The organism is Aquidulcibacter paucihalophilus (assembly GCA_030285985.1).
Taxonomy (GTDB): Bacteria; Pseudomonadota; Alphaproteobacteria; order Caulobacterales; family Caulobacteraceae; genus Brevundimonas.
In genome coordinates this window covers 785,844-803,416 of the sequence record CP127384.1, presented here as the reverse complement: position 1 = coordinate 803,416, position 17,573 = coordinate 785,844, and the positions used below count along the sequence as shown (strand labels likewise).

Sequence of the window (17,573 nt, the reverse complement as noted above, 5' to 3'; positions counted from 1 at the left end):
TTCGACGTGGTTGTAGGATTATATTCCGCAATCAGCGTCGGCAAGCCTCAATGACCGACGCCCTGGGATGATGGGAGTTTCACATGGTCGAGGTTTACCGCGTGCCGGTCGCCGACGCGGACCGCATTCGCGCCGGACTGGCGCTGCAGCTGGTCGCCGCGGCGACGGGGATCAGCGTGGAGAGGATGACGGCACCCGTGCGGCTCAAGGGGCGGGTCTGCCGGGCGCGCTGGCTGGCGCTGTACACCGCCTATGTCACCTTCGGCTGGCCGCTGGACCGGGTGGCGCATGCCTTTGGCCTGAACCGGGCGACGGCGGCCGCGGCCTGTCGCTGGGCCGAGGACGGGCGCGATCATCCGACCGTCGACGCCCTGCTGGACCGGCTGGAACTGTGCGTGAACCAGCTTCTTGAAGCGCCGGCCTGCGAGCTGCCGGCATGACCGGCCCAGCCACAGGCCCGGGCGCGGTGGCGCGGGCCCGGCGGGTGCTCGCCCGGCGCGGCGGCTGGATCGAGGCGGTCGCGGGGGGCTACGGCCTCAGACCCGGCGGGGACCGTCGCGGCCGGGTCGTCCAGATCGTGGACGAGGCCGGGTTCCGCGAACTGGTGGAAGATCCGGGCCTGAGACGGCGCCCCGGCGGCGGCTGGGTCGCCCGCGCCGCCGCGCTGGAGCGGCAGGCCCCGCCCGAACCCGGCCGGCCCGGCCTGCTCGAAGGAACCCGCACCGTGATGCTGGGCGACGGCCGGGCGGTGCAACGCCGCGCCAACCTGGGGCAGTCGGCGGTGGCCTGGCTGGCGCAGCGCAGGACCGCCGACGGACACCCCTGGCTCGGCGTCGCCCAGGTCGCGGCGGCCGCCCGTCTGGGGCTCGACGCCGAGATGGCGGCGCGCGGGCCGTCGCTCACCCTGCGCTGGGATGCCCTGCCCCGCGCCGGTGGCGGGTCAGCTGTCCGGGCAGAGCCGGGCGATCCGGCCATGGCTGCAGCCCGGCGCGTCGAGGCCGCCCTGTCCGCCTGCGGCGTCGCCCGGCCCATGGTCGAGGCCATCTGCATCCGCGCCTCGGCCCTGCAGGCGGCCGAACGGGACCTGGGCTTGCGCCGCCGCGAGGGCAAGCTTCGGCTGCTGGAGGGCCTCACGGCCCTGGCCGCCCACTACCGCATCGGCTGAACACCGGAGCCGCGACGGAACGCGGGAGGGCCAACGTTACAGGCTCGTAACTTTCTCCGGCGATTATTCAGCCGTAGGATGAAGATGAAAGCGCGCCCCCTCGGGGCGCGCTATCGCGTTCAGGTGACGGGCTCCCGATAGCCGTCGAGCCCCGGGGATGACGGTGAAGTCAGTCGCAGTATCGAGTTTGTTTGCCGGCCTGGTGTTCATGGCCGCCCCGGTCGCAGCCCAGGAGACCGTGCCGGCGGGTCTGCTGACCGAAGTCTGCCTGCCCTACGCCAATCGCGCCCAGACCCTCGAGCGGTCGATCCGGGCCGCCCGCACGCTCGAGTTCCGCCGCCCCGTCAACGACACGGCACCGCTGGATGAGTGGGCGTCCGAGATCACCATGGTGTCCAACGATGGCGTCTGGCGGGTCAAGATCGAGGAAGGCACCGTGGAACGCGGCGAGCGTGCGGCCTATGAGGCCAGCTGCACCATCTCCTCGAGCCGGGCCAGCGCCAACGAACTGGCCGACCTCGGCCGCCGCGCCTTCCGCGATGAACGCTACTGGACCAGCCCGCCGGAAAACCCCCGGCGCTGGGAGCGGCTCAGCCCCTATCCGGACGAATACGGTCTGGCGGTCGAGGTGTCGGAACAGCCCGGCGAGCGCCCGACCATGACGGTGCGCGGCACCTACTACTGAGCCCGGCGCTCAGGCCGCCGCAGCAGCATCCCTGATCCGGCCGACCATGGCGTTCAAACCATTGGCGCGCTGACGGGTCAGGGCCGACGGCAGGCCCAGACGATCGAGCGCGGCGCGCGCGTCGAAACCGAGAATCTCGGCCGGCATCCGACCCGAATACAGCCGCAGCAGCAGGGCGATGTTGCCCTTGGACAGGGCGCTGTCGCTGTCGGCATCAAAGGCGAGGCGATCGCCCTCGCGCCGCACGGCCAGCCAGACCTGGGCGGCGCAGCCCGGCACCTTGTGGGCCTCGGTCCGCGCTTCGTCCGGCAACGGCGCCAGGCCCTTGCCCAGCTCGATCACGTATTCGATCCGCCCTTCCCAGTCGCCGAGCAGATCGAACTCCTCCACCAGTTCGGCCAGGACGTCATCGATGGAGGGGGTGTCGGTCATGGGCGCCAGATAGGCCGGACCGGCGTTAACGACAACCGTCTGTCCTTTCCCCGGAAAAGAGGTCGCAAGCCCCTGCTGCCAGTCGCCTGGAACGGGTGCGGGCTTTGGACGACTCACCCGGAAGGCTAGGCTGAAAGAGCCGGCGGCGTCCTGTCCGGCCCGCCACGACCCGCCCTTGATCCAGTCCGCCCGCCCTGACCCGAAGCCCCTGCCCGACGCTCCGTTGAGCGATCGGCCGTCGCTGGCTGCGTGGCATGCGGGCTGGGCGGTGGCGGCGGCCCTGCTGGCGCTGGGCGGACGCTGGCTCGGGGGCGTCGACGGCCCGCTGTTCTATGGCGTCCTGGCGATGGTGGTGCCCGGGCTCAGCGGTCTGGGTCTGCTGCGTTACGACGGCCCCCGGGAGCGCATGACCCAGCTCGGCGTCTGGAGCCTCGCCGCCGTGCTGACCGCCGCTCTGTCGGGCGGCCTGACCGGGCCGCTGAGCGGCTTTGTCTTCCTTCCACTGGCGGCGGGGATCGCCCTCGGCGGGCCTCGACCGGTGCAGGTCGGCGCCCTTGCGGTCGGCGTGGCGGCCGTCGCCGGCCTGCTGTCGGCCTGGGTCACCCCTGGCCCGCACCTGCCCGGTCTGGCGGCCATCTCGGCCTTGTTGACCGCCGCCGCCGCCGCCCTGGCGGTGCGTCTGTCATGGCGGCAGCGGGAGGCCCGGCTGACGGCGGCCGAGGCCGAGACGGCGCGGGTCGAGACCCTGCTGGCCGCCCAGCCCGGACTGACGCTGGTGCTCGAACCGTCGGGACGCGTCCTCGCCGCCTATGGCGCGCCGCCCGTCTCGCTGCCGGTCGACCCCCTGTTCGAGACGGGGCTCGTGGCTGCGGTGCATGCGCCGGACCGGCCCCGGCTTCTGGACGCCATCGAACGCGCCCTGAAGGGCCATGACGGCACCGCCCTGTTCGCGCCGCGCATGGCGCTGGACCGCCGGGTGCAGCTGATCGTGCGGCGACTGGACGACCCGTCAGGCCCGCGCCTGATCGCCCAGGTCTTCGACGCCACCGCCCAGTATGCCCGCGAACTGGGTCTGGAGATCGCCCGCTCCGAGGCCGAGGCGCGCGAGGCCGGCAAGACGCGCTTCCTTGCCAATATGAGCCACGAACTGCGCACGCCCCTGAACGCCGTGCTCGGTTTCTCGGACATCATGCGCCAGCGCATCTTCGGCCCACTGCCCGACCGGTACAGCGAATACGCCGAGAACATCCACCAGGCCGGCGGCCATCTGCTGGACCTGATCAACGACGTGCTCGACGTGACCAAGATCGAGGCCGAACGCTACGCCCTGACGCTGGAGCGGTTCGACGCCCGCGAAGTGGTCTCGGCCGCCATGGCGCTCGTCCGCGTCAACGCCGACGACAAGGGCGTCAGCCTGTCCAGCATCCTGCCCGGCGATCCGGTCGAGGTCTCGGCCGACAAGCGCGCCCTGAAACAGATCGCCCTGAACCTGCTGTCCAATGCGGTGAAATTCACGCCGAAGGGCGGGTCGATCACTGTCACGGTCGAGGCCATCGGCCCCTACCTGGAAGTCATCGTCGCCGACACCGGCGTCGGCATCGCCCCCGAGGACGTGCGCCGTCTGGGCCGGCCGTTCGAACAGGCCGGCGAGATGGAACAGCGCCGGCAGGGCACCGGCCTCGGCCTGTCACTGGTCCGCGCCTTCGCCGAACTGCACGGCGGCCGGATGAGCATCGACAGCACGCTCGGCGAGGGCACGGCCGTGACGGTGCGCCTGCCGGTCGCCCTGATCGCCCGCGCGCCCGCACCGGAGGGCGGTGCCGAGATCATCCAGATGCCGATGAAGAGCGGGGGCTAGCCGATGCGCGGCGCGCTGGTCCTGATGGGTCTGGCGGGTGCGGCGACCTTTGCTGCGATCGCCACCCCTCTCGGCAATCATGGCGCACCGGTTCCGGGCGCAGAAGACGTTGGCAAACTCGAGACACTTCTGACTGCCAGGATTTCGGCGGGACTTTGGGCTCCCCGAAATCCGCCCGGTGCGCAGCCCTCAGTCCCGGATCGGGCGCTGCCACTAGACCGGTACGTTCGGCACTACGCTCTTCTGACCCTGCGCTCCGAAGAGGATCTGCCGTTCACGACGTTCGAAGACTCACCGGAAGGCGACCGTAAATTCGTCGGGCGGCGCATCGTCGGCGTTCTGGTCTCGACGGCTGTCGTCGATCGTCCCGCAGGGATCGTGGTCAGCGAAACCGGCCGGCTTCCGCAATTCGTTCACGGCGGCTGCTCGGTTGTGAATGTCGTCTACGATCCGGATACCGGTCTGCTGGTGTCCGCCTGGTGCAATGTGCCGGCACCCTATTAGCGGGTCGACCTAGAGCATGCCCATCGCAAGGAACGCCCGGCCCGCCGTGAAGTCGCCGGCCTCGAATTTCGCGGTCGCCACGCTGCCGTCGCGGAAATGGAACTCGATGGCGAAGGTTTCGCGCGGGTCCAGACGCTCCAGCGCGGTGGCGGTCGCCGCAGGGAAGCGCCAGGCCTCGCCGGCGCGGCGTTCCTCGGCCAGCAGGGTCGGATCGGCGGCGCTAACGCCCGTGGCCCAAAGGCTGGCGCGGGCCGAGACCGGAACCAGACCGTCGCCGGCCAGCCAGGGACGCGACGCCCGGACCGGGTCCCGCAGAACGATGCGCGCCGCATAGGGACGCGAGCGGCCGACGAAGCTGACCACCGCCGTCAGGCCGGGTGTATCGCCCTTGCCCGCATAGCCGAAGGCCACCGGCGAGGCACCGACCATGGACATCTGCTGCAGCCGCCAGTTGGCGTCGGTTGAGCTAACGCGGTTCGCGACCCACGAACGACGGGTGCCCGGGAAGACCATGCGCGGCGTGCGCAGCCAGCCGGCAAAGGCGCCGTCGACCCGCGCGCGGACCGTGGCCAACTGGGGATCCGAGCAGGAGACTGTGGCCGCGCGCGCACGGGCGCGGCCGGCGGCGGCGGCGAGGTCGGACTCGCCCGCCCCCGAACGCAGGGCGGCGCCGCGGGCCTGGGCCGTGGCCGCTTTCAGGGCCGCGTCGATATGGGGGGCGAACAGGTTGCAGCGCGCGTCGGCGGCGACCACGAAGGCCCGCTCATAATAGGTGTCGGCGGCCCCGGCCCGGGCGACGTCGGGCAAGGCCAGCACAGCGGCGGCCAGCAGGACGGCTTTGGTCTTCGAGGCGGTCTGGCCTATCGTCATGGGACCGCACACTACGCATCACGCGTTCCGGTCCGGTTTCCGAGCAGGGTTATCAAAGTGCTTCTTTCGAGCGACCTTTGGGTGTCCGCCCTGATCCGCCGCGCCGAGCTGGGCGGGGCCTTCGCCACCGTCGCGCGCAAGGGCGACGCCCGCGCCGGGACGGTCATCGTCAAGGCCTTCGACACCTCCAGCCGCCGCGCCCGACTCTATAGTGAGGCCTTCGGACCCGACGGCGAGCGGCTGTGGATGCAGCCGGTCGAGAGCGAATTCGAGAGCGAGCTCGACGCCTATATCCAGCGCCAGGCCGGCTACGACCCCGACCTCTGGGTCGTCGAGATCGAGGACCGCGAGGGGCGGCACTTTATAACGGAGAAGGTGGCGGGGGGCGGCGAGTGATGGGTGATTGGTGGTTGGTGATTGGTGGCTGGTCGCATCACTGGCGGCGGAAGGGCGGCAAAGGCCGCGCCACGCCACGCCACGCCCCGGCTGGCGGCCTGTCACCAATCACCAACCACCAATCACCCCTAACCACCTGTGACCGTCCCCCGCCGCCAGTGCGAAATCCTTAACTGCGTTCGCACACGGAACCTCAAGCGGAGGCGCCTATGGTCAGCTTCAACGGGCCGCAATGAGCCCGGAGCGATGGTGGGTGTTGTCGATGCTCTTTCTTCTCAACGACGTGGTGTTCGATCTGGATGAGGCCGCCCCGGTCACGCCCGGCGACGCGCGCCGCTTTGAGAGCCTTGAGCTCGACTATGTACTGGAACTCGGTTGCGAACTGTTTTCCGAGGACCCGCTGCTGCATCTGAATGACCCGCAGCGGGCGCGCCGTCTGGCCTGGCTGATCCACGACCGGTCGCCGGAGGTGAACGCCGCCCTGTTCGCCGCCCCGGCCGCGGGCTGTGATCCGACCCTCGTCGAGCCGCAGTTCTGCGCCCTGCCCGACACCATCATGCGCCAGCTGAAGACGCGTGCCGCCAAGGGCCAGCTGAACGCTCTCGCCGCCGACCGCGCGGTCTGGATGCGCATGGCCGCCTGACGACGACGCTTGAACACCGGCATCCACAGCGGATAGGCTCTCGCCCCAAGGTTGGGGGAACGGGGTGATGCGTATTCAGGCGATAGCGAAAGCGGCCCTGCTGGCCGTTGTGGCGCTGACGAGCTTCGTGGCCGCGCCCGCGCGTGCGGAATGGCTCCGCGCAGAGACCGAGCATTTCGTCATCATCGGCGACACAAGCCGCGGCTCGATCTCGGAATACGCCCGCAAGGTCGAACGCTTCCACACGATGCTGGCGATGTTCATGCCGCCGGAACAGGACGACGTCGTCGCGCCGAAACTGTGGATCTACCTCGCCGACGGCCGGGCCGACATGCGCCAGATCTGGCCGTCAATGCGCGAGGGCGTCTCGGGCTTCTACAGCCGCACCGACGACCGGATCTTCGCCGTGGTCGACACCGACAATGAGGAAAGCGACAACACGCTGTTCCACGAATACGGCCACCACTACCTGTTCCAGTATAACAACGCCGCCTATCCGGGCTGGTTCGTGGAAGGGTTCGCCGAATATTTCGCGCCCTCGGAAATGGGCATCAGCCGCGTCCGCTACGGCATGTATCGGCTTGGACGGCTCTATTCCCTTCAGGACACCAACGGCTGGGTGCCGATGGAGGACGTGCTGCGGTCGCGCCTGACGGGCAACTCCGCGCGGCGCGGCGCCGCCTACTACGCCCAGGCCTGGTTGCTGACGCACTATTTGCTGGGCGACCCGGCGAGGCGGGCCCAGATGTCCGCCTATCTGAATGCCGTCTCGCGCGGCGAGGAACCCATCGACGCCCTTGCGACCCATATCGGCCGCACCCCCGATGAACTCGGACGCGAAATGCGCTCTTATCTGTCGCGTGGCATCACCGTCTATACGCTGCAGCAGGCTCTGCCCCAGGCCGAGGTGACCGTCACCAGCCTGCCGCGCAGCACCGGCGATGTCGTGTGGCTGGACCTGCGATCCGCGCGCCCGCTCGGCGACGACGGGCCGGCCCTGGTGGCCCGGGCGCAGGCGTCCGCGACCCGTAATCCCGAAGACCGGCTGCCGGCCGTGGTTCTCGCCAAGCTCCAGCGGGAGACCGAAGACCTCGACGGCGCCCGCCGGACGCTCGAGCCGGTGCTGGCCGCCTGGCCGGAGGACGCCGAGGCGCAGTGGCTGATGGGGGTCGTCCTGGACGAACAGGCCGATGCCACCGAGGATGATGCGGCCAGACTGGCGCTCACCCGACAGGCCCGGACCCATCTGGCGGCGGCCTATCAGGCCGATCCGCTCGACTACCGCATCTATCTGGCGCTGCTGGACAATCGCCGCGGCGCGGCGGGCTTTCCCTCCGACAATGACGTGACCATCGCCGAGTCCGCCTGGCGCCTGGCCCCCCAGATCGGGACCACGGCGTTCGAGGCGGCGCAGCTCCTCATGTACAAGGAGCGGTATCTGGAGGCCGTCCTTGTTCTGGCCCCGCTGGCCAACAATCCGCACGGCGGCGACGGTCTGGCACCCGTCAGGACCCTGCTGGCCGAGGCGCGCCAGAAGGCCGGGCTGGAGCCGCTGGACGTCGATGCGCCGCCGGACGCGGACGCGGCGGCGGAAGCGACGGAGCCCCCAGCCCCGGGCGAACCCGCAGACGGAGACTGAATCCCGGGCCGGTCTCGCCGACAAGGCGACCGCCCGGCTGCCACACCCTGACCCGGTCCCATCGCCGACGGGTGACTTTCGGCCCCGTCCGCGCTAACCCCCGCCACCATGTCGAAACTCACTCTCGAACAGGAGGCCCTGCGCCGCAGGACCTTCGCCATCATCGCGCACCCCGATGCGGGCAAGACCACCCTGACCGAGCATATCCTGCTGGCGGGGGGAGCCATCCGCGCGGCCGGTGCCGTGCGCGCGCGCGGCGAGAACCGGCGCACCCAGTCGGACTGGATGAAGATTGAGAAGGAGCGCGGCATCTCCGTCTCCGCCTCGGTGATGACGTTCGAGCACACGACAAAAGACGGGGGGGCAAAGATGTTCAACCTCCTCGACACGCCCGGGCACGAGGACTTCTCGGAAGACACCTACCGCACCCTGACCGCCGCCGACTGCGCCATCATGGTGCTGGACGCCGCCAAGGGCATCGAGCCGCAGACGCTGAAGCTGTTCGAGGTCTGCCGCCTGCGCGACATCCCGATCATCACCTTCATCAACAAGCTGGACCGCGAGGCCCAGGACCCGATGGCCCTGCTGGACGAGATCGCCTCGCGCCTGCAGCTGGACCCCGCCCCGATCTGGTGGCCGGCGCAGAGCGGCAACCGCCTGCGCGGCATGGTCGAGATGGGCACGGGCCGGTTCCAACCCTACGCCCGCAAGCCCGCGGGCGCCGCCGAGGACGTGCCCCACCCTGACGCCCTGCCGCTGTCCGAAGCCGGTCAGTATTTCGAGGCCGGCGAGCATGAGGCCCTGCTGGAGGCACGGGAACTGGTCGAGGGCGGCTATCCCGCGTTCGACCGCCAGTCCTTCCTCGAGGGTCATATGACCCCCGTGCTATGGGGCTCGGCCCTGCGCCATTTCGGCATCGACGAACTGCTGGCCGCCATCGGCGAATGGGCGCCCCCTCCGAAAACCATGAAGGCCCACAAGGCCGCCCCCGCCGGCACCCGCAACGCCGCCGAGCCGGTCCCCCTGACGGTCGCGCCCGGCGAGGCCGAGGTCACGGGCTTCGTCTTCAAGGTCCAGGCGAACATGGACCCCAACCACCGCGACCGCATCGCCATGTTCCGCATGGCCTCGGGCAAGTTCCAGCGCGGCATGAAGCTGAAGGTCCAGAACACCGGCAAACAGCTGTCGGTGAACGCCCCCATCATGTTCTTCGCCAGCGATCGCGAACTGGCCGAGGACGCCTATGCCGGTGACGTCATCGGCATCCCCAACCACGGCGTCCTGCGCGTCGGCGACAGCCTGTCCGAGAGCGGTCTGATCCGCTTCGCCGGCCTGCCGAATTTCGCCCCGGAAATCCTCCAGCGCGTCCGGGTCAAGGATCCGCTCAAGGCCAAACACCTGAAGAAGGCGCTGGACGGCCTGGCCGAGGAGGGCGTGACCCAGCTGTTCCGCCCCGAAATGGGCTCGGACTTCATCGTCGGTGCCGTCGGCCAGCTGCAGTTCGAGGTCATGGCCGACCGTCTGGGCGAGGAATACGGACTGGAGGTCATCTTCGAGCCCTCGCCCTGGGCCGAAGCCCGCTGGATCGGCGGGACCAAGTCCGACCTCGAGGACTTCATGGGCAAATACCGCGGCCAGATGGCCCGCGACATCGACGACGACCCGGTCTTCCTCGCCAAGTCCAGCTGGGAGACCGGCTATGTGATGGAGCGCTTCCCGCAGGTGGCGTTCACGAAGACGAAGGAGCGGGGGTAGGCCTGCAGGTCCCGGGTCGCCGCGGATTCAGCGACGCGGGGGCGCGGAGCTGACGATCCTCAAATGATAGAACTGGGTCGCGGACTGGCCGCCGCTGTCCACGACCCGGGCGGTGAAGCTCCAATCTCCAGACCCGGTCGGTGTGCCGGAAACCACGCCGTCCTCTGACAGGGTCAGGCCGGCCGGCAGGCTGCCGCTTTCGAGGGCGAACCGGTGGGGCGGTGTTCCACCTAAGCCGGTCAACCTGCGACTATAGCTCCGTCCGGTGCGGCCGGCCGGCAGGGGGAGCACAGGCTGCGCCCCGGTCGGGATGGCCGGCTCCGCGACTTCTCCGACCTTGGTCAAGAGCTCACCCCGGGTGGCCGCATGGACTGAAATGCCCGACAGCGACCGGGCGGCCGCTGCGTCGGCCAGAACCAGACATGGCAGAACCGCGATGGCCAATGTCGACAAGACGCCCGCCCGTCGGGGGCCAACCGGCTGACCTGGCCTGGTGGCAGAGGTTTTCGAAAGCATGCCCGCCCCCCGTTAGTTGACCCACCATAGGTCCTCGCTCCCCGATGGGGAACCTTGCAGCGCCCCGGGCCTGATCCGGGAGCGAAATCGGCCCGTGACATCAGACCGAACCTCCGGCGCGGCGTCGCGTTTGCTAGGTATCGTCCACGGGACGCGTATTGGTCCCGAAGCGGGACGACCGGAGCGCCAGCCCCCATGTTCGAATTCGGCCGGGACTTGAGAAAGCTGTTCGAAAAGGCACGCGAGAGCGACGATCTGGGCTGGCTGGAGCTGGTCGGCGCCGATCTGGTCGCGACCGAAGCCCAGTCCCTGTGCGTCGAGGCCGGGCGGGTGTCCTGCACCCATCCCTTCGACAGCTGGATGCGGGCTTCGGCCCTGTGGCGCGAGCACGCCCGGCGCACCGGAAGCCGGACCAGCCTTGACCGGGCAGCGGGCGCGGCCTCGGACGCCGCGCGCCATACGGCCACCCCCGACCAGACGGCGGCGGCTGCGATTGAATCGGGCGAGATTCACCTCCTGCGCTTCGACCTGTTCGGCGGCCCCGAGAAGCTGACCGCCGCGCTGGCGGATGTGCAATCCCTCACGGCGGACCGTCCGGCGACCCGCTCGGCCGCCGCGGCCCTGCACGCCCGGCTGACGGCGCGGCGGGCGCGACTGTCCGGCGAGCCGGCGGCCATGCTGGACGCCGCCGCCCTGCTGGATGCCGCCCTGCACGGGGCGAAGGCCCTGCCGCCGACCGTCGGCGATGATCTGAGACTGGACCGGGCCGCCCTCGGGCTCGACGCCGGCGTGGCCCGCCGTGACGGCCGGCTGCTGGATCAGGCCGGACGCGACCTGCGGGTTCTGGTCGAATCCGCCTCGCCCGACTACCGCCCCCTGACCCGGGCGCGCGCGCTCGCCCTCGCCGGCGCCGGATTGATGGCCCTGGCGCGTCTGGCGAAGGACGAGGCCGCCACGGCCCAGGGCCAGGCCCTGTTCGCCGCCGCCGCCGACCAGTTCACCCCCGATCACAGCCCGCTGGACTGGGTCGCCGTGCAGCTGGCCCCCGGCGACGCCGAGACGCCGCTGTCGCGACTGACGGAGGCGGAATCCCTGACCCGCGAGCCCGGCCTGATCCTCGGTGCCCTGGCCCGGGAACGCCGGCTGGCGGCCGAGACGGCCCTGGCCGAGGCCATGGGCGACGTCGAAGGCCTGACCGGACTGGAGGCCGTCGTCCGCCGCGGCCTCGCCCAGTCCGCCGGGGCCCAGCCGCTGGAATGGGTCGCCGACCAGATCGGCATGGCGCATCTGGCCCTGGCCAAGGCGCGGCTGACCACCTGCGAACCTCGCGCCGTCGGCATGATGCTGGCCGAGGCCATGGAAACCGCCCGCGAATGGGGTGCGACGGCGCTGGTCCAGCGGGCGGCGCTGCTGCAGATTCAGGCGGCCGCGGCCTAGCACCAGCTAACTCGAGGCGGATTGCCGCGTATCTGCGACTTATGATCCTGTTAACCTCCCAAGCGCAGCCTGTGATTGCGCAATGGGAGATTTTCAATGCTGACCGTACTGGCAACGACCTTGGTGCTTCTGGGCGATCCGACCTCGTCGCTGAGCCCGGAAGCACGGGTGACGATCGGCAGTTCAACCCATTTCGTCAGCAATGACCCAGCTGAACTGGAACGCCAGTACCGTCGCAGCTTTGAGCTCACCGACCGCAACGGGGACGGCTATATCGATCTGTCCGAAGCGCCCATCGCGGAACGGGGACGTCAGAACGCGGACGGGGATCGCGTTGCGGAAGAGGCGAGCAATTCCCTGTGGGTGCGCCTCATGGATACGGGCAGCGACGGCCGTGTGGATTGGCCGGAGATGAGAGCCTATCTGCTGCCCAGAGGTATGCGCGCCAACGGCCTCTGACCCGCCTCAGCCTCCCAGCGCCACAAAACCACCGTTGCCGAAGCCTGGCTTGCCGTAGCGCAGCGGCTGGCCGTCCTCGGCCATGACGCGGCCACCGGCGGCTTCCAGCACGGCCTGCCCCGCCGCCGTGTCCCATTCGGACGTCGGGCCGGTGCGGGGATAGGCGTCAAACCGCCCCTCGGCGATCAGACAGAATTTCAGCGACGAATCCATGCCCTGCCACTGGACGCAGCCGTGGCGCGAGGCGAGCCGCTCGGCCTCCACATCGGTCATGGAATGGCTCATCACCGCCAGAGGCGAGGCGGGGCGGTTGCGCACCTTGATGGCCTGCCAGACATCGCCGAACCGGCGACGGAACGCGCCTGCGCCGGGCGCTCCGCTGCGCCAGGTGGTGGCGGTCGCAGGGGCGGTGACCACCCCGGCGACCGGGGTACCCTTGTGGATCAGGGCAATATTGACGGTGAAGGCTTCCCGGCCCTCGACGAAGCCGCGGGTGCCGTCCAGCGGATCGATCAACCAGAACCAGTCATTGGCTGACGCGGGCGCGCCGTCGGCGGCGACGGCCTCTTCGGCCACGGTCTGGATCCCGGGATAGAGGGTCGCCAACCGGGTCAGGATCAGGGCCTCGGCCTCCTGGTCGGCGAGCGTGACCGGGCTGTCGTCGGCCTTGGACTCCGCCACCACACCGTTGCGCCAGTAAGGCAGGATGACCCGGGCGGCGTCCTCGGCGATGTCCGCCAGCGCCTCGGTCAGGGTGCCGGACGCGAGGTCGGCGGTCAGTCGTTTACTCATGCCCGCCCGATTAGAGCATCGAACCGGTTTCGCGAACCGGCAAATCAGGTCAGCGTCCGACCAGCTTCCGACTGTTGCGCGCAAGGCCCGATGACTGACACTGCCCCCGCCTCTCCCCTCCCCGACGGCCAGGCCTTGGCGGCCCTGGTCGCCGGCAAACTGTGCCACGACTTCATCAGCCCGGCGGGCGCGATCAGTTCCGGTCTCGACCTGCTGAAGGACCCGACCGCCCAGGACATGCGCGACGACGCCATGGGGCTGATCGAAGCCAGCGCGAAGAAGATGGTGGCCCTGGTCGCCTTCGCCCGGGTGGCCTTCGGCGCCGCGACCTCGTCCGAGCGGTTCTCGGGCGTCGAGCTGGGCGAACTGGTTTCCGGCCTGACCGACGGCGGGCGTGCCACGCTGGAGTGGGCGGTCGCGGACACGACCTGGTCCAAGGCCCAGTCACGGGCGCTGGTGAACCTGGCCTATCTGACCATGGCCGCCCTACCGTCCGGCGGGGTGGCGACCATCACGACGCGAGCCGACGGTGCCACCCTGATCATCGAGGGTCGCGCCGAGGGTGCCCGCGCCCGTCTGAAAGGCGAGGCCGTCGCCGGCCTGGCGGGCCAGCCGCTCACGGAAGGTCTGCCCGGCCAGTGGATCCAGCCCTACTGGCTCTGGCTGACCGCCCACGACGCCGGCGGGTCGCTGGATGTGCAGGCCGAAGAGGGGCGGGTCGTGCTGACCGTCCACATGCCAATCTGACCCTTAAGCCGGTTTCCCAAGGAGTCATTAACCGGCTCAGGCCGATTATAGGCGGCATGTACACGCGGGCGTTGTGCGCCCCAGTTTCGGAACCCGGATTTTGACCCCCAGAACCTGTCTGATCGTCGACGACAGCCGGATCATCCGGAAGGTCGCGCGCCGCATCGTCGAGGGACTCGGCTTCGAGGTCGACGAGGCCGCCGACGGCTCCGAGGCGCTCGCCTTCTGCGGCGGGGTCATTCCGGAAGTCATCCTGCTGGACTGGTCGATGCCGGTGATGGACGGCATGACCTTCCTGCGCCGCCTGCGCGCCCTGCCCGGCGGCATGGCCCCGAAGGTTCTGTTCTGCACCATCGAGACCCGCGCCGAACGCATCGCCGAGGCCCTGTCGGCCGGCGCGGACGACTATGTGATGAAGCCGTTCGACGGCGAGATCCTGACCTCGAAATTCGCTGAAGTGGGGGCCGTCTGACCCCATGAGCCCCGAGGATTTCGATCGCCTGCAGTCCCTGATGAGCTCGCGCGCGGGCTTCCGGCTGACGCGCGACCGGATGAAGCTGGCCGAGCACCGCCTGGGCCCCGTGGCCCGGCGCGAGGGGTTTGAGACGGTCGACGCCATGCTGGGCTCGCTATGGGCCAAGCCGGTGGCCAGCCTGGGCTGGGCCGTGATCGAGGCCCTGTTGAATCCCGAGACCTGGTTCCGGCGCGACCGGGCCAGTTTCGACACCTTCGGCAAGGAACTGCTGCCCGCGCTCGGCAAGGCCCGGGGCAGCCAGCCGGTCAAGATCTGGTCGGCCGGCTGCTCGACCGGCCAGGAGGCCTGGTCCCTCGCCATCGCCGCCCAGGAGGCAGGCGTCGCCGTCGAGATCGTCGCCACCGACCTGTCCCAGCGCGCGCTCGAAAAGGCCCGCTCCGGCGCCTACACCGGCTTCGAAATCCAGCGCGGCCTCAAGGCCGAGACCATGCTGCGCCATTTCGACCAGGCCGAGGACGCCTGGATCGCCAGGGCCGAGTTGCGGGCCATGGTCCATTTCGCCCGCGCCAATCTGGTCGACCCCCCCGCCGACGCCCACCAGTTCGACATCATCTTCTGCCGTCATGTGCTCGGCGACGCCGACCCGGCCCGTCGCGGCGAGATGTTCGACAACCTCGAGCGGCGGCTGGTCGACGACGGCTGCCTGTTCCTCGGACCCGACGAACAGCCGGAAAACGACAGCATCGCCTTCCGCCCGGTCGCCGGCCGCAAGGGCCTGTTCGTCAAATCCCAGGCGGCGCTGAGGCGGGTGGCCTGAGGCGGCGGCCGTCGCCGGTCGCCGCATCGAAAGCGCACGCGCCGAAGGCCCTCAAGGGGTGCGCGGCCGACGCCTAGAACCAGCCCGCGCGTTTCAAGACCGGTCCATAGGTCCGGCTCACCGGGGCCGTCAGCCCGCCGGCAAGGCGCATTTCGCCTACACCGCGCCGCCACTGCACATCCTCCACCGCGTCCGCAGCTACCCACCAGGAACGATGGACCCGCCAACCGTGCGCCAGGACCAGTTCGTCCAGCGCATCGGCGAACCGCAGCGTGATCAGTTCCGCGCCGGCGTCGGTATGGACCTTCAGATAGTGGTCGTGCGCCTCGATCGCGATCAGCCGCGCCCCGCGACGTTTCGCCGACAGCCGCCGCCTGAAGGTCGCCTCGGCTTCGGGTAACGGCGGGGCAATGACGGTTCGCGTCTCGACGATGACGGGCGCGCGCCTCCAGACCAGCGCCCGGACCGCCATCACCGCCAGCATGATGGGCCATACCTGCCAGAGCAGCCACCTGTAGGCTGGCCAGGTAACCGGCTGATCCACGAGAAGATGCTGGGTGACCAGCACCAGCAGGGTAACCGGAGGCGTCATCAGCACAGAGACCGCCGCCATCCTCGCCCAAGGTCTCATCACGTATCGACGAAGCAGTTCGTCCGCCCCGACACCGATCAGCCCGCCGCCGACGACGCATATCATCCAGTAGACATAACGCACCGCGACGGGTGCGCTGTCCGAGTCGAAGGGTCCGAGGAACCCCATCAAAAGGCCGATCGCGGTCAGGATGGCGAAGTCAATCGTCCAACGCCGCAGCGGCGTCGCCTCGCCTCTCTCTTTCGACCTGCCGTCCATGTCGTCCCGTTCGCGAAACCCTGGCACCATTCGCGAAGTTGGGCCTAGCGAGCCGCCGCGCCACCGGCAATGGCGTTCGGCGAAACGAAACCCTGCTGGATCGGAAAACCTGTGTCGAAATCCTTGCTCGCCGCCTCCGTGGCCATCGCCGCATACGCCTTCGCCCTGCCCGCCGTGGCCCAGCTTCCGGGGTCCGACGTCGATGACCGGCCCGATCCGGCCGTGACCTGCCATGTCGGCGTCTATGGTCTGGGCGACGGCGGCTGGGTGGATGTCGCACCGCTCGAGAATGAGGGTCTGCGGTGGCGCCGGCTCGACGGATCGACCGCCCGGATGACGGCCGACGCCGAAGGGCGCTGGGTCAGCACCCTGGGATCGACCGGTCGGATCGAAGGCCCGCAACCGCAACTGGGGGCCTGCAGCGAGGGCCGGATCGTCTTTGAGGGCCAGCCCGGCTCCCGCCTGATGCTGGATGTGCAGGAGACGAGCTTCATCGGTCAGGGCGGAACCCGGCTAAAGGGGCGGCTGATCTTGCCACGCGGCGACGGCCCCGTGCCCGTCATGGTCGAGGTGCACGGATCGGAAGGTTCGAACGCCCTCGACTTCAACGCCTTCCAGCGGTTCGCACCGGCCTCGGGTGTCGGCGTCTTCGTGTACGCCAAGCGGGGCTCAGGCGGATCGGAGGGCCACTACACCCAGGACTTCCACATCCTCGCCGAGGACGCCGCCGCGGCAGTCGTGGAAGCCCGTCGGCTGGCCGGGGTCCGGGCGAGCCGGGTCGGCCTTCACGGTGCCAGTCAGGGCGGCTGGGTGGCACCGCTCGCCGCCGCCCGGACACCCGTCGACTTCGTCATCGTCGGCTTCGGCCTGGCCTATGGCGTCCTGTCCGAGGACAGCGACCAGGTGGCTCAGGAACTCGAGGCCAAGGGGTGGGGCCCGGAGGTTCTGGAGCAGGCGCGGGAGATTACCGACGTCACCGGCGCTTTCGTCGCCTCGCATGGCACCGTCGGATTCGGGGGTCTGGAGGCCGTTCGCGCCCGATACCGCGCTGAACCCTGGTTCGCGGACATCAAGGGCGAGTTCACCGGCCTGCTGCTCAATGCTCCCAACGAGCAAATCATGGCCATGGCCCCCCAGCTCGAAAACGGGCCATCGTGGGACTATGACCCCCTGACAGTGCTGGCAGTCCTGGACACGCCCATGCTCTGGATCCAGGCGGAAGACGATACGGTGGCACCGCCAGACGCCACGCGGCGGCGACTGATCGACCTGTCCGCCCATGGGCGGCCCATCACCCTGCTTGAGTTTCCGGACACCGATCATGGCATCGTCCGGTTCGAAACCGCACCTGACGGCAGCCGCACATCGCTCGGCTACGCACCCGGCTACTACGAGGCTGTGCTGGAATGGGCGCGAACGGGCCGGTTGGACGGCGCATACGGCGATGGTCGGCTTCTCGCACAGGCAGGGTCGACAGGCTCCGGCACCGGTGAGGTCCGCAGCAGTGCCCGACCCTGACCGATCCACCGGAGG

The 17,573-nt window shown here is 69.6% G+C and carries 20 protein-coding genes; 15 read left to right on the top strand and 5 right to left on the bottom strand.

Annotation, left to right across the window (positions count from 1 at the left end; translation table 11 throughout):
• Positions 1-83: 83 nt before the first annotated feature.
• The 3 genes from KB221_03910 (at position 84) to KB221_03900 (ending at position 1,850) form a co-directional block, all read left to right on the top strand.
• Complete coding sequence (locus KB221_03910) at positions 84-440, top strand: chromosomal replication initiator DnaA (GenBank protein WIY70177.1); 357 nt, start codon at positions 84-86, stop codon at positions 438-440.
• Positions 437-1,165 (top strand): DUF6456 domain-containing protein, encoded by a 729-nt coding sequence (locus KB221_03905; protein ID WIY70176.1) that lies wholly within the window; start codon positions 437-439, stop codon positions 1,163-1,165. Before KB221_03910 ends, KB221_03905 begins: the two co-directional genes overlap by 4 nt.
• A 157-nt stretch (positions 1,166-1,322) precedes the next feature.
• Positions 1,323-1,850 carry a hypothetical protein gene (locus KB221_03900; protein WIY70175.1) on the top strand — a complete coding sequence of 176 codons (528 nt, stop codon included), beginning with the start codon at positions 1,323-1,325 and terminating at the stop codon, positions 1,848-1,850.
• A 9-nt stretch (positions 1,851-1,859) separates the two neighbouring features.
• On the opposite strand, the gene KB221_03895 is transcribed toward KB221_03900, so the two are convergent.
• Positions 1,860-2,282, bottom strand: coding sequence for a SufE family protein (locus tag KB221_03895; protein WIY70174.1), 423 nt, complete (start codon positions 2,280-2,282; stop codon positions 1,860-1,862).
• Positions 2,283-2,457: 175 nt separating this feature from the next.
• Between KB221_03895 and KB221_03890 the strand changes: the two genes are divergently transcribed.
• A complete protein-coding gene (locus KB221_03890) occupies positions 2,458-4,140 on the top strand; it encodes a HAMP domain-containing sensor histidine kinase (protein ID WIY70173.1) in 1,683 nt (560 codons plus the stop codon).
• Positions 4,141-4,143: 3 nt separating this feature from the next.
• Positions 4,144-4,644: a hypothetical protein gene (locus KB221_03885; protein WIY70172.1), complete on the top strand. Its 501-nt coding sequence runs from the start codon at positions 4,144-4,146 to the stop codon at positions 4,642-4,644.
• A gap of 9 nt (positions 4,645-4,653) precedes the next feature.
• Here the strand turns inward: KB221_03885 and KB221_03880 are convergent, their stop codons facing one another.
• Positions 4,654-5,514 (bottom strand): hypothetical protein, encoded by an 861-nt coding sequence (locus tag KB221_03880; GenBank protein WIY70171.1) that lies wholly within the window; start codon positions 5,512-5,514, stop codon positions 4,654-4,656.
• A gap of 57 nt (positions 5,515-5,571) precedes the next feature.
• On the opposite strand from KB221_03880, the gene KB221_03875 reads away from it, so the two are divergent.
• The 4 genes from KB221_03875 (at position 5,572) to KB221_03860 (ending at position 9,947) form a co-directional block, all read left to right on the top strand.
• Positions 5,572-5,910: a DUF1491 family protein gene (locus tag KB221_03875; GenBank protein WIY70170.1), complete on the top strand. Its 339-nt coding sequence runs from the start codon at positions 5,572-5,574 to the stop codon at positions 5,908-5,910.
• A gap of 262 nt (positions 5,911-6,172) precedes the next feature.
• A complete protein-coding gene (locus tag KB221_03870) occupies positions 6,173-6,553 on the top strand; it encodes a hypothetical protein (protein ID WIY70169.1) in 381 nt (126 codons plus the stop codon).
• A gap of 67 nt (positions 6,554-6,620) precedes the next feature.
• On the top strand, positions 6,621-8,192 hold the full coding sequence (locus KB221_03865; GenBank protein WIY70168.1) for a DUF1570 domain-containing protein: 1,572 nt from the start codon (positions 6,621-6,623) through the stop codon (positions 8,190-8,192).
• A 108-nt stretch (positions 8,193-8,300) separates the two neighbouring features.
• Entirely contained in the window at positions 8,301-9,947 is a 1,647-nt protein-coding gene (locus KB221_03860) for a peptide chain release factor 3 (GenBank protein WIY70167.1), read from the top strand.
• Positions 9,948-9,974: 27 nt separating this feature from the next.
• On the opposite strand, the gene KB221_03855 is transcribed toward KB221_03860, so the two are convergent.
• Complete coding sequence (locus KB221_03855) at positions 9,975-10,391, bottom strand: Ig domain-containing protein (protein WIY70166.1); 417 nt, start codon at positions 10,389-10,391, stop codon at positions 9,975-9,977.
• Positions 10,392-10,658: 267 nt separating this feature from the next.
• Between KB221_03855 and KB221_03850 the strand changes: the two genes are divergently transcribed.
• On the top strand, positions 10,659-11,900 hold the full coding sequence (locus KB221_03850) for a hypothetical protein (protein ID WIY70165.1): 1,242 nt from the start codon (positions 10,659-10,661) through the stop codon (positions 11,898-11,900).
• A gap of 96 nt (positions 11,901-11,996) precedes the next feature.
• Positions 11,997-12,359, top strand: coding sequence for an EF-hand domain-containing protein (locus tag KB221_03845; GenBank protein ID WIY70164.1), 363 nt, complete (start codon positions 11,997-11,999; stop codon positions 12,357-12,359).
• Between the two features lie 6 nt (positions 12,360-12,365).
• On the opposite strand, the gene cysQ is transcribed toward KB221_03845, so the two are convergent.
• Entirely contained in the window at positions 12,366-13,151 is a 786-nt protein-coding gene (gene cysQ / locus KB221_03840) for a 3'(2'),5'-bisphosphate nucleotidase CysQ (GenBank protein WIY70163.1), read from the bottom strand.
• 90 nt (positions 13,152-13,241) lie between these two features.
• Here cysQ and KB221_03835 point away from each other — a divergent pair, with 90 nt between their 5' ends.
• The 3 genes from KB221_03835 to KB221_03825 all read left to right on the top strand — a co-directional run bounded on the left by KB221_03835 (position 13,242) and on the right by KB221_03825 (position 15,190).
• Complete coding sequence (locus KB221_03835; GenBank protein WIY70162.1) at positions 13,242-13,898, top strand: histidine phosphotransferase family protein; 657 nt, start codon at positions 13,242-13,244, stop codon at positions 13,896-13,898.
• Between the two features lie 100 nt (positions 13,899-13,998).
• Positions 13,999-14,370: a response regulator gene (locus KB221_03830; protein WIY70161.1), complete on the top strand. Its 372-nt coding sequence runs from the start codon at positions 13,999-14,001 to the stop codon at positions 14,368-14,370.
• Positions 14,371-14,374: 4 nt separating this feature from the next.
• Positions 14,375-15,190, top strand: a complete 816-nt coding sequence (locus KB221_03825) for a protein-glutamate O-methyltransferase CheR (GenBank protein WIY70160.1) — start codon at positions 14,375-14,377, stop codon at positions 15,188-15,190.
• A gap of 73 nt (positions 15,191-15,263) precedes the next feature.
• On the opposite strand, the gene KB221_03820 is transcribed toward KB221_03825, so the two are convergent.
• Entirely contained in the window at positions 15,264-16,040 is a 777-nt protein-coding gene (locus tag KB221_03820) for a LytTR family DNA-binding domain-containing protein (protein ID WIY70159.1), read from the bottom strand.
• Between the two features lie 111 nt (positions 16,041-16,151).
• Between KB221_03820 and KB221_03815 the strand changes: the two genes are divergently transcribed.
• Positions 16,152-17,558: an acetylxylan esterase gene (locus KB221_03815; protein ID WIY70158.1), complete on the top strand. Its 1,407-nt coding sequence runs from the start codon at positions 16,152-16,154 to the stop codon at positions 17,556-17,558.
• Positions 17,559-17,573 lie beyond the last annotated feature (15 nt).

Coding starts and splice junctions, on each gene's coding strand:
- KB221_03910 (WIY70177.1), top strand. CDS start 84: ATGGTCGAGGTTTACCGCGTGCCGGTCGCCGACGCGGACCGCATTCGC.
- KB221_03905 (WIY70176.1), top strand. CDS start 437: ATGACCGGCCCAGCCACAGGCCCGGGCGCGGTGGCGCGGGCCCGGCGG.
- KB221_03900 (WIY70175.1), top strand. CDS start 1,323: ATGACGGTGAAGTCAGTCGCAGTATCGAGTTTGTTTGCCGGCCTGGTG.
- KB221_03895 (WIY70174.1), bottom strand. CDS start 2,282: ATGACCGACACCCCCTCCATCGATGACGTCCTGGCCGAACTGGTGGAG.
- KB221_03885 (WIY70172.1), top strand. CDS start 4,144: ATGCGCGGCGCGCTGGTCCTGATGGGTCTGGCGGGTGCGGCGACCTTT.
- KB221_03880 (WIY70171.1), bottom strand. CDS start 5,514: ATGACGATAGGCCAGACCGCCTCGAAGACCAAAGCCGTCCTGCTGGCC.
- KB221_03870 (WIY70169.1), top strand. CDS start 6,173: ATGCTCTTTCTTCTCAACGACGTGGTGTTCGATCTGGATGAGGCCGCC.
- KB221_03865 (WIY70168.1), top strand. CDS start 6,621: ATGCGTATTCAGGCGATAGCGAAAGCGGCCCTGCTGGCCGTTGTGGCG.
- KB221_03860 (WIY70167.1), top strand. CDS start 8,301: ATGTCGAAACTCACTCTCGAACAGGAGGCCCTGCGCCGCAGGACCTTC.
- KB221_03850 (WIY70165.1), top strand. CDS start 10,659: ATGTTCGAATTCGGCCGGGACTTGAGAAAGCTGTTCGAAAAGGCACGC.
- KB221_03845 (WIY70164.1), top strand. CDS start 11,997: ATGCTGACCGTACTGGCAACGACCTTGGTGCTTCTGGGCGATCCGACC.
- cysQ (WIY70163.1), bottom strand. CDS start 13,151: ATGAGTAAACGACTGACCGCCGACCTCGCGTCCGGCACCCTGACCGAG.
- KB221_03835 (WIY70162.1), top strand. CDS start 13,242: ATGACTGACACTGCCCCCGCCTCTCCCCTCCCCGACGGCCAGGCCTTG.
- KB221_03825 (WIY70160.1), top strand. CDS start 14,375: ATGAGCCCCGAGGATTTCGATCGCCTGCAGTCCCTGATGAGCTCGCGC.
- KB221_03820 (WIY70159.1), bottom strand. CDS start 16,040: ATGGACGGCAGGTCGAAAGAGAGAGGCGAGGCGACGCCGCTGCGGCGT.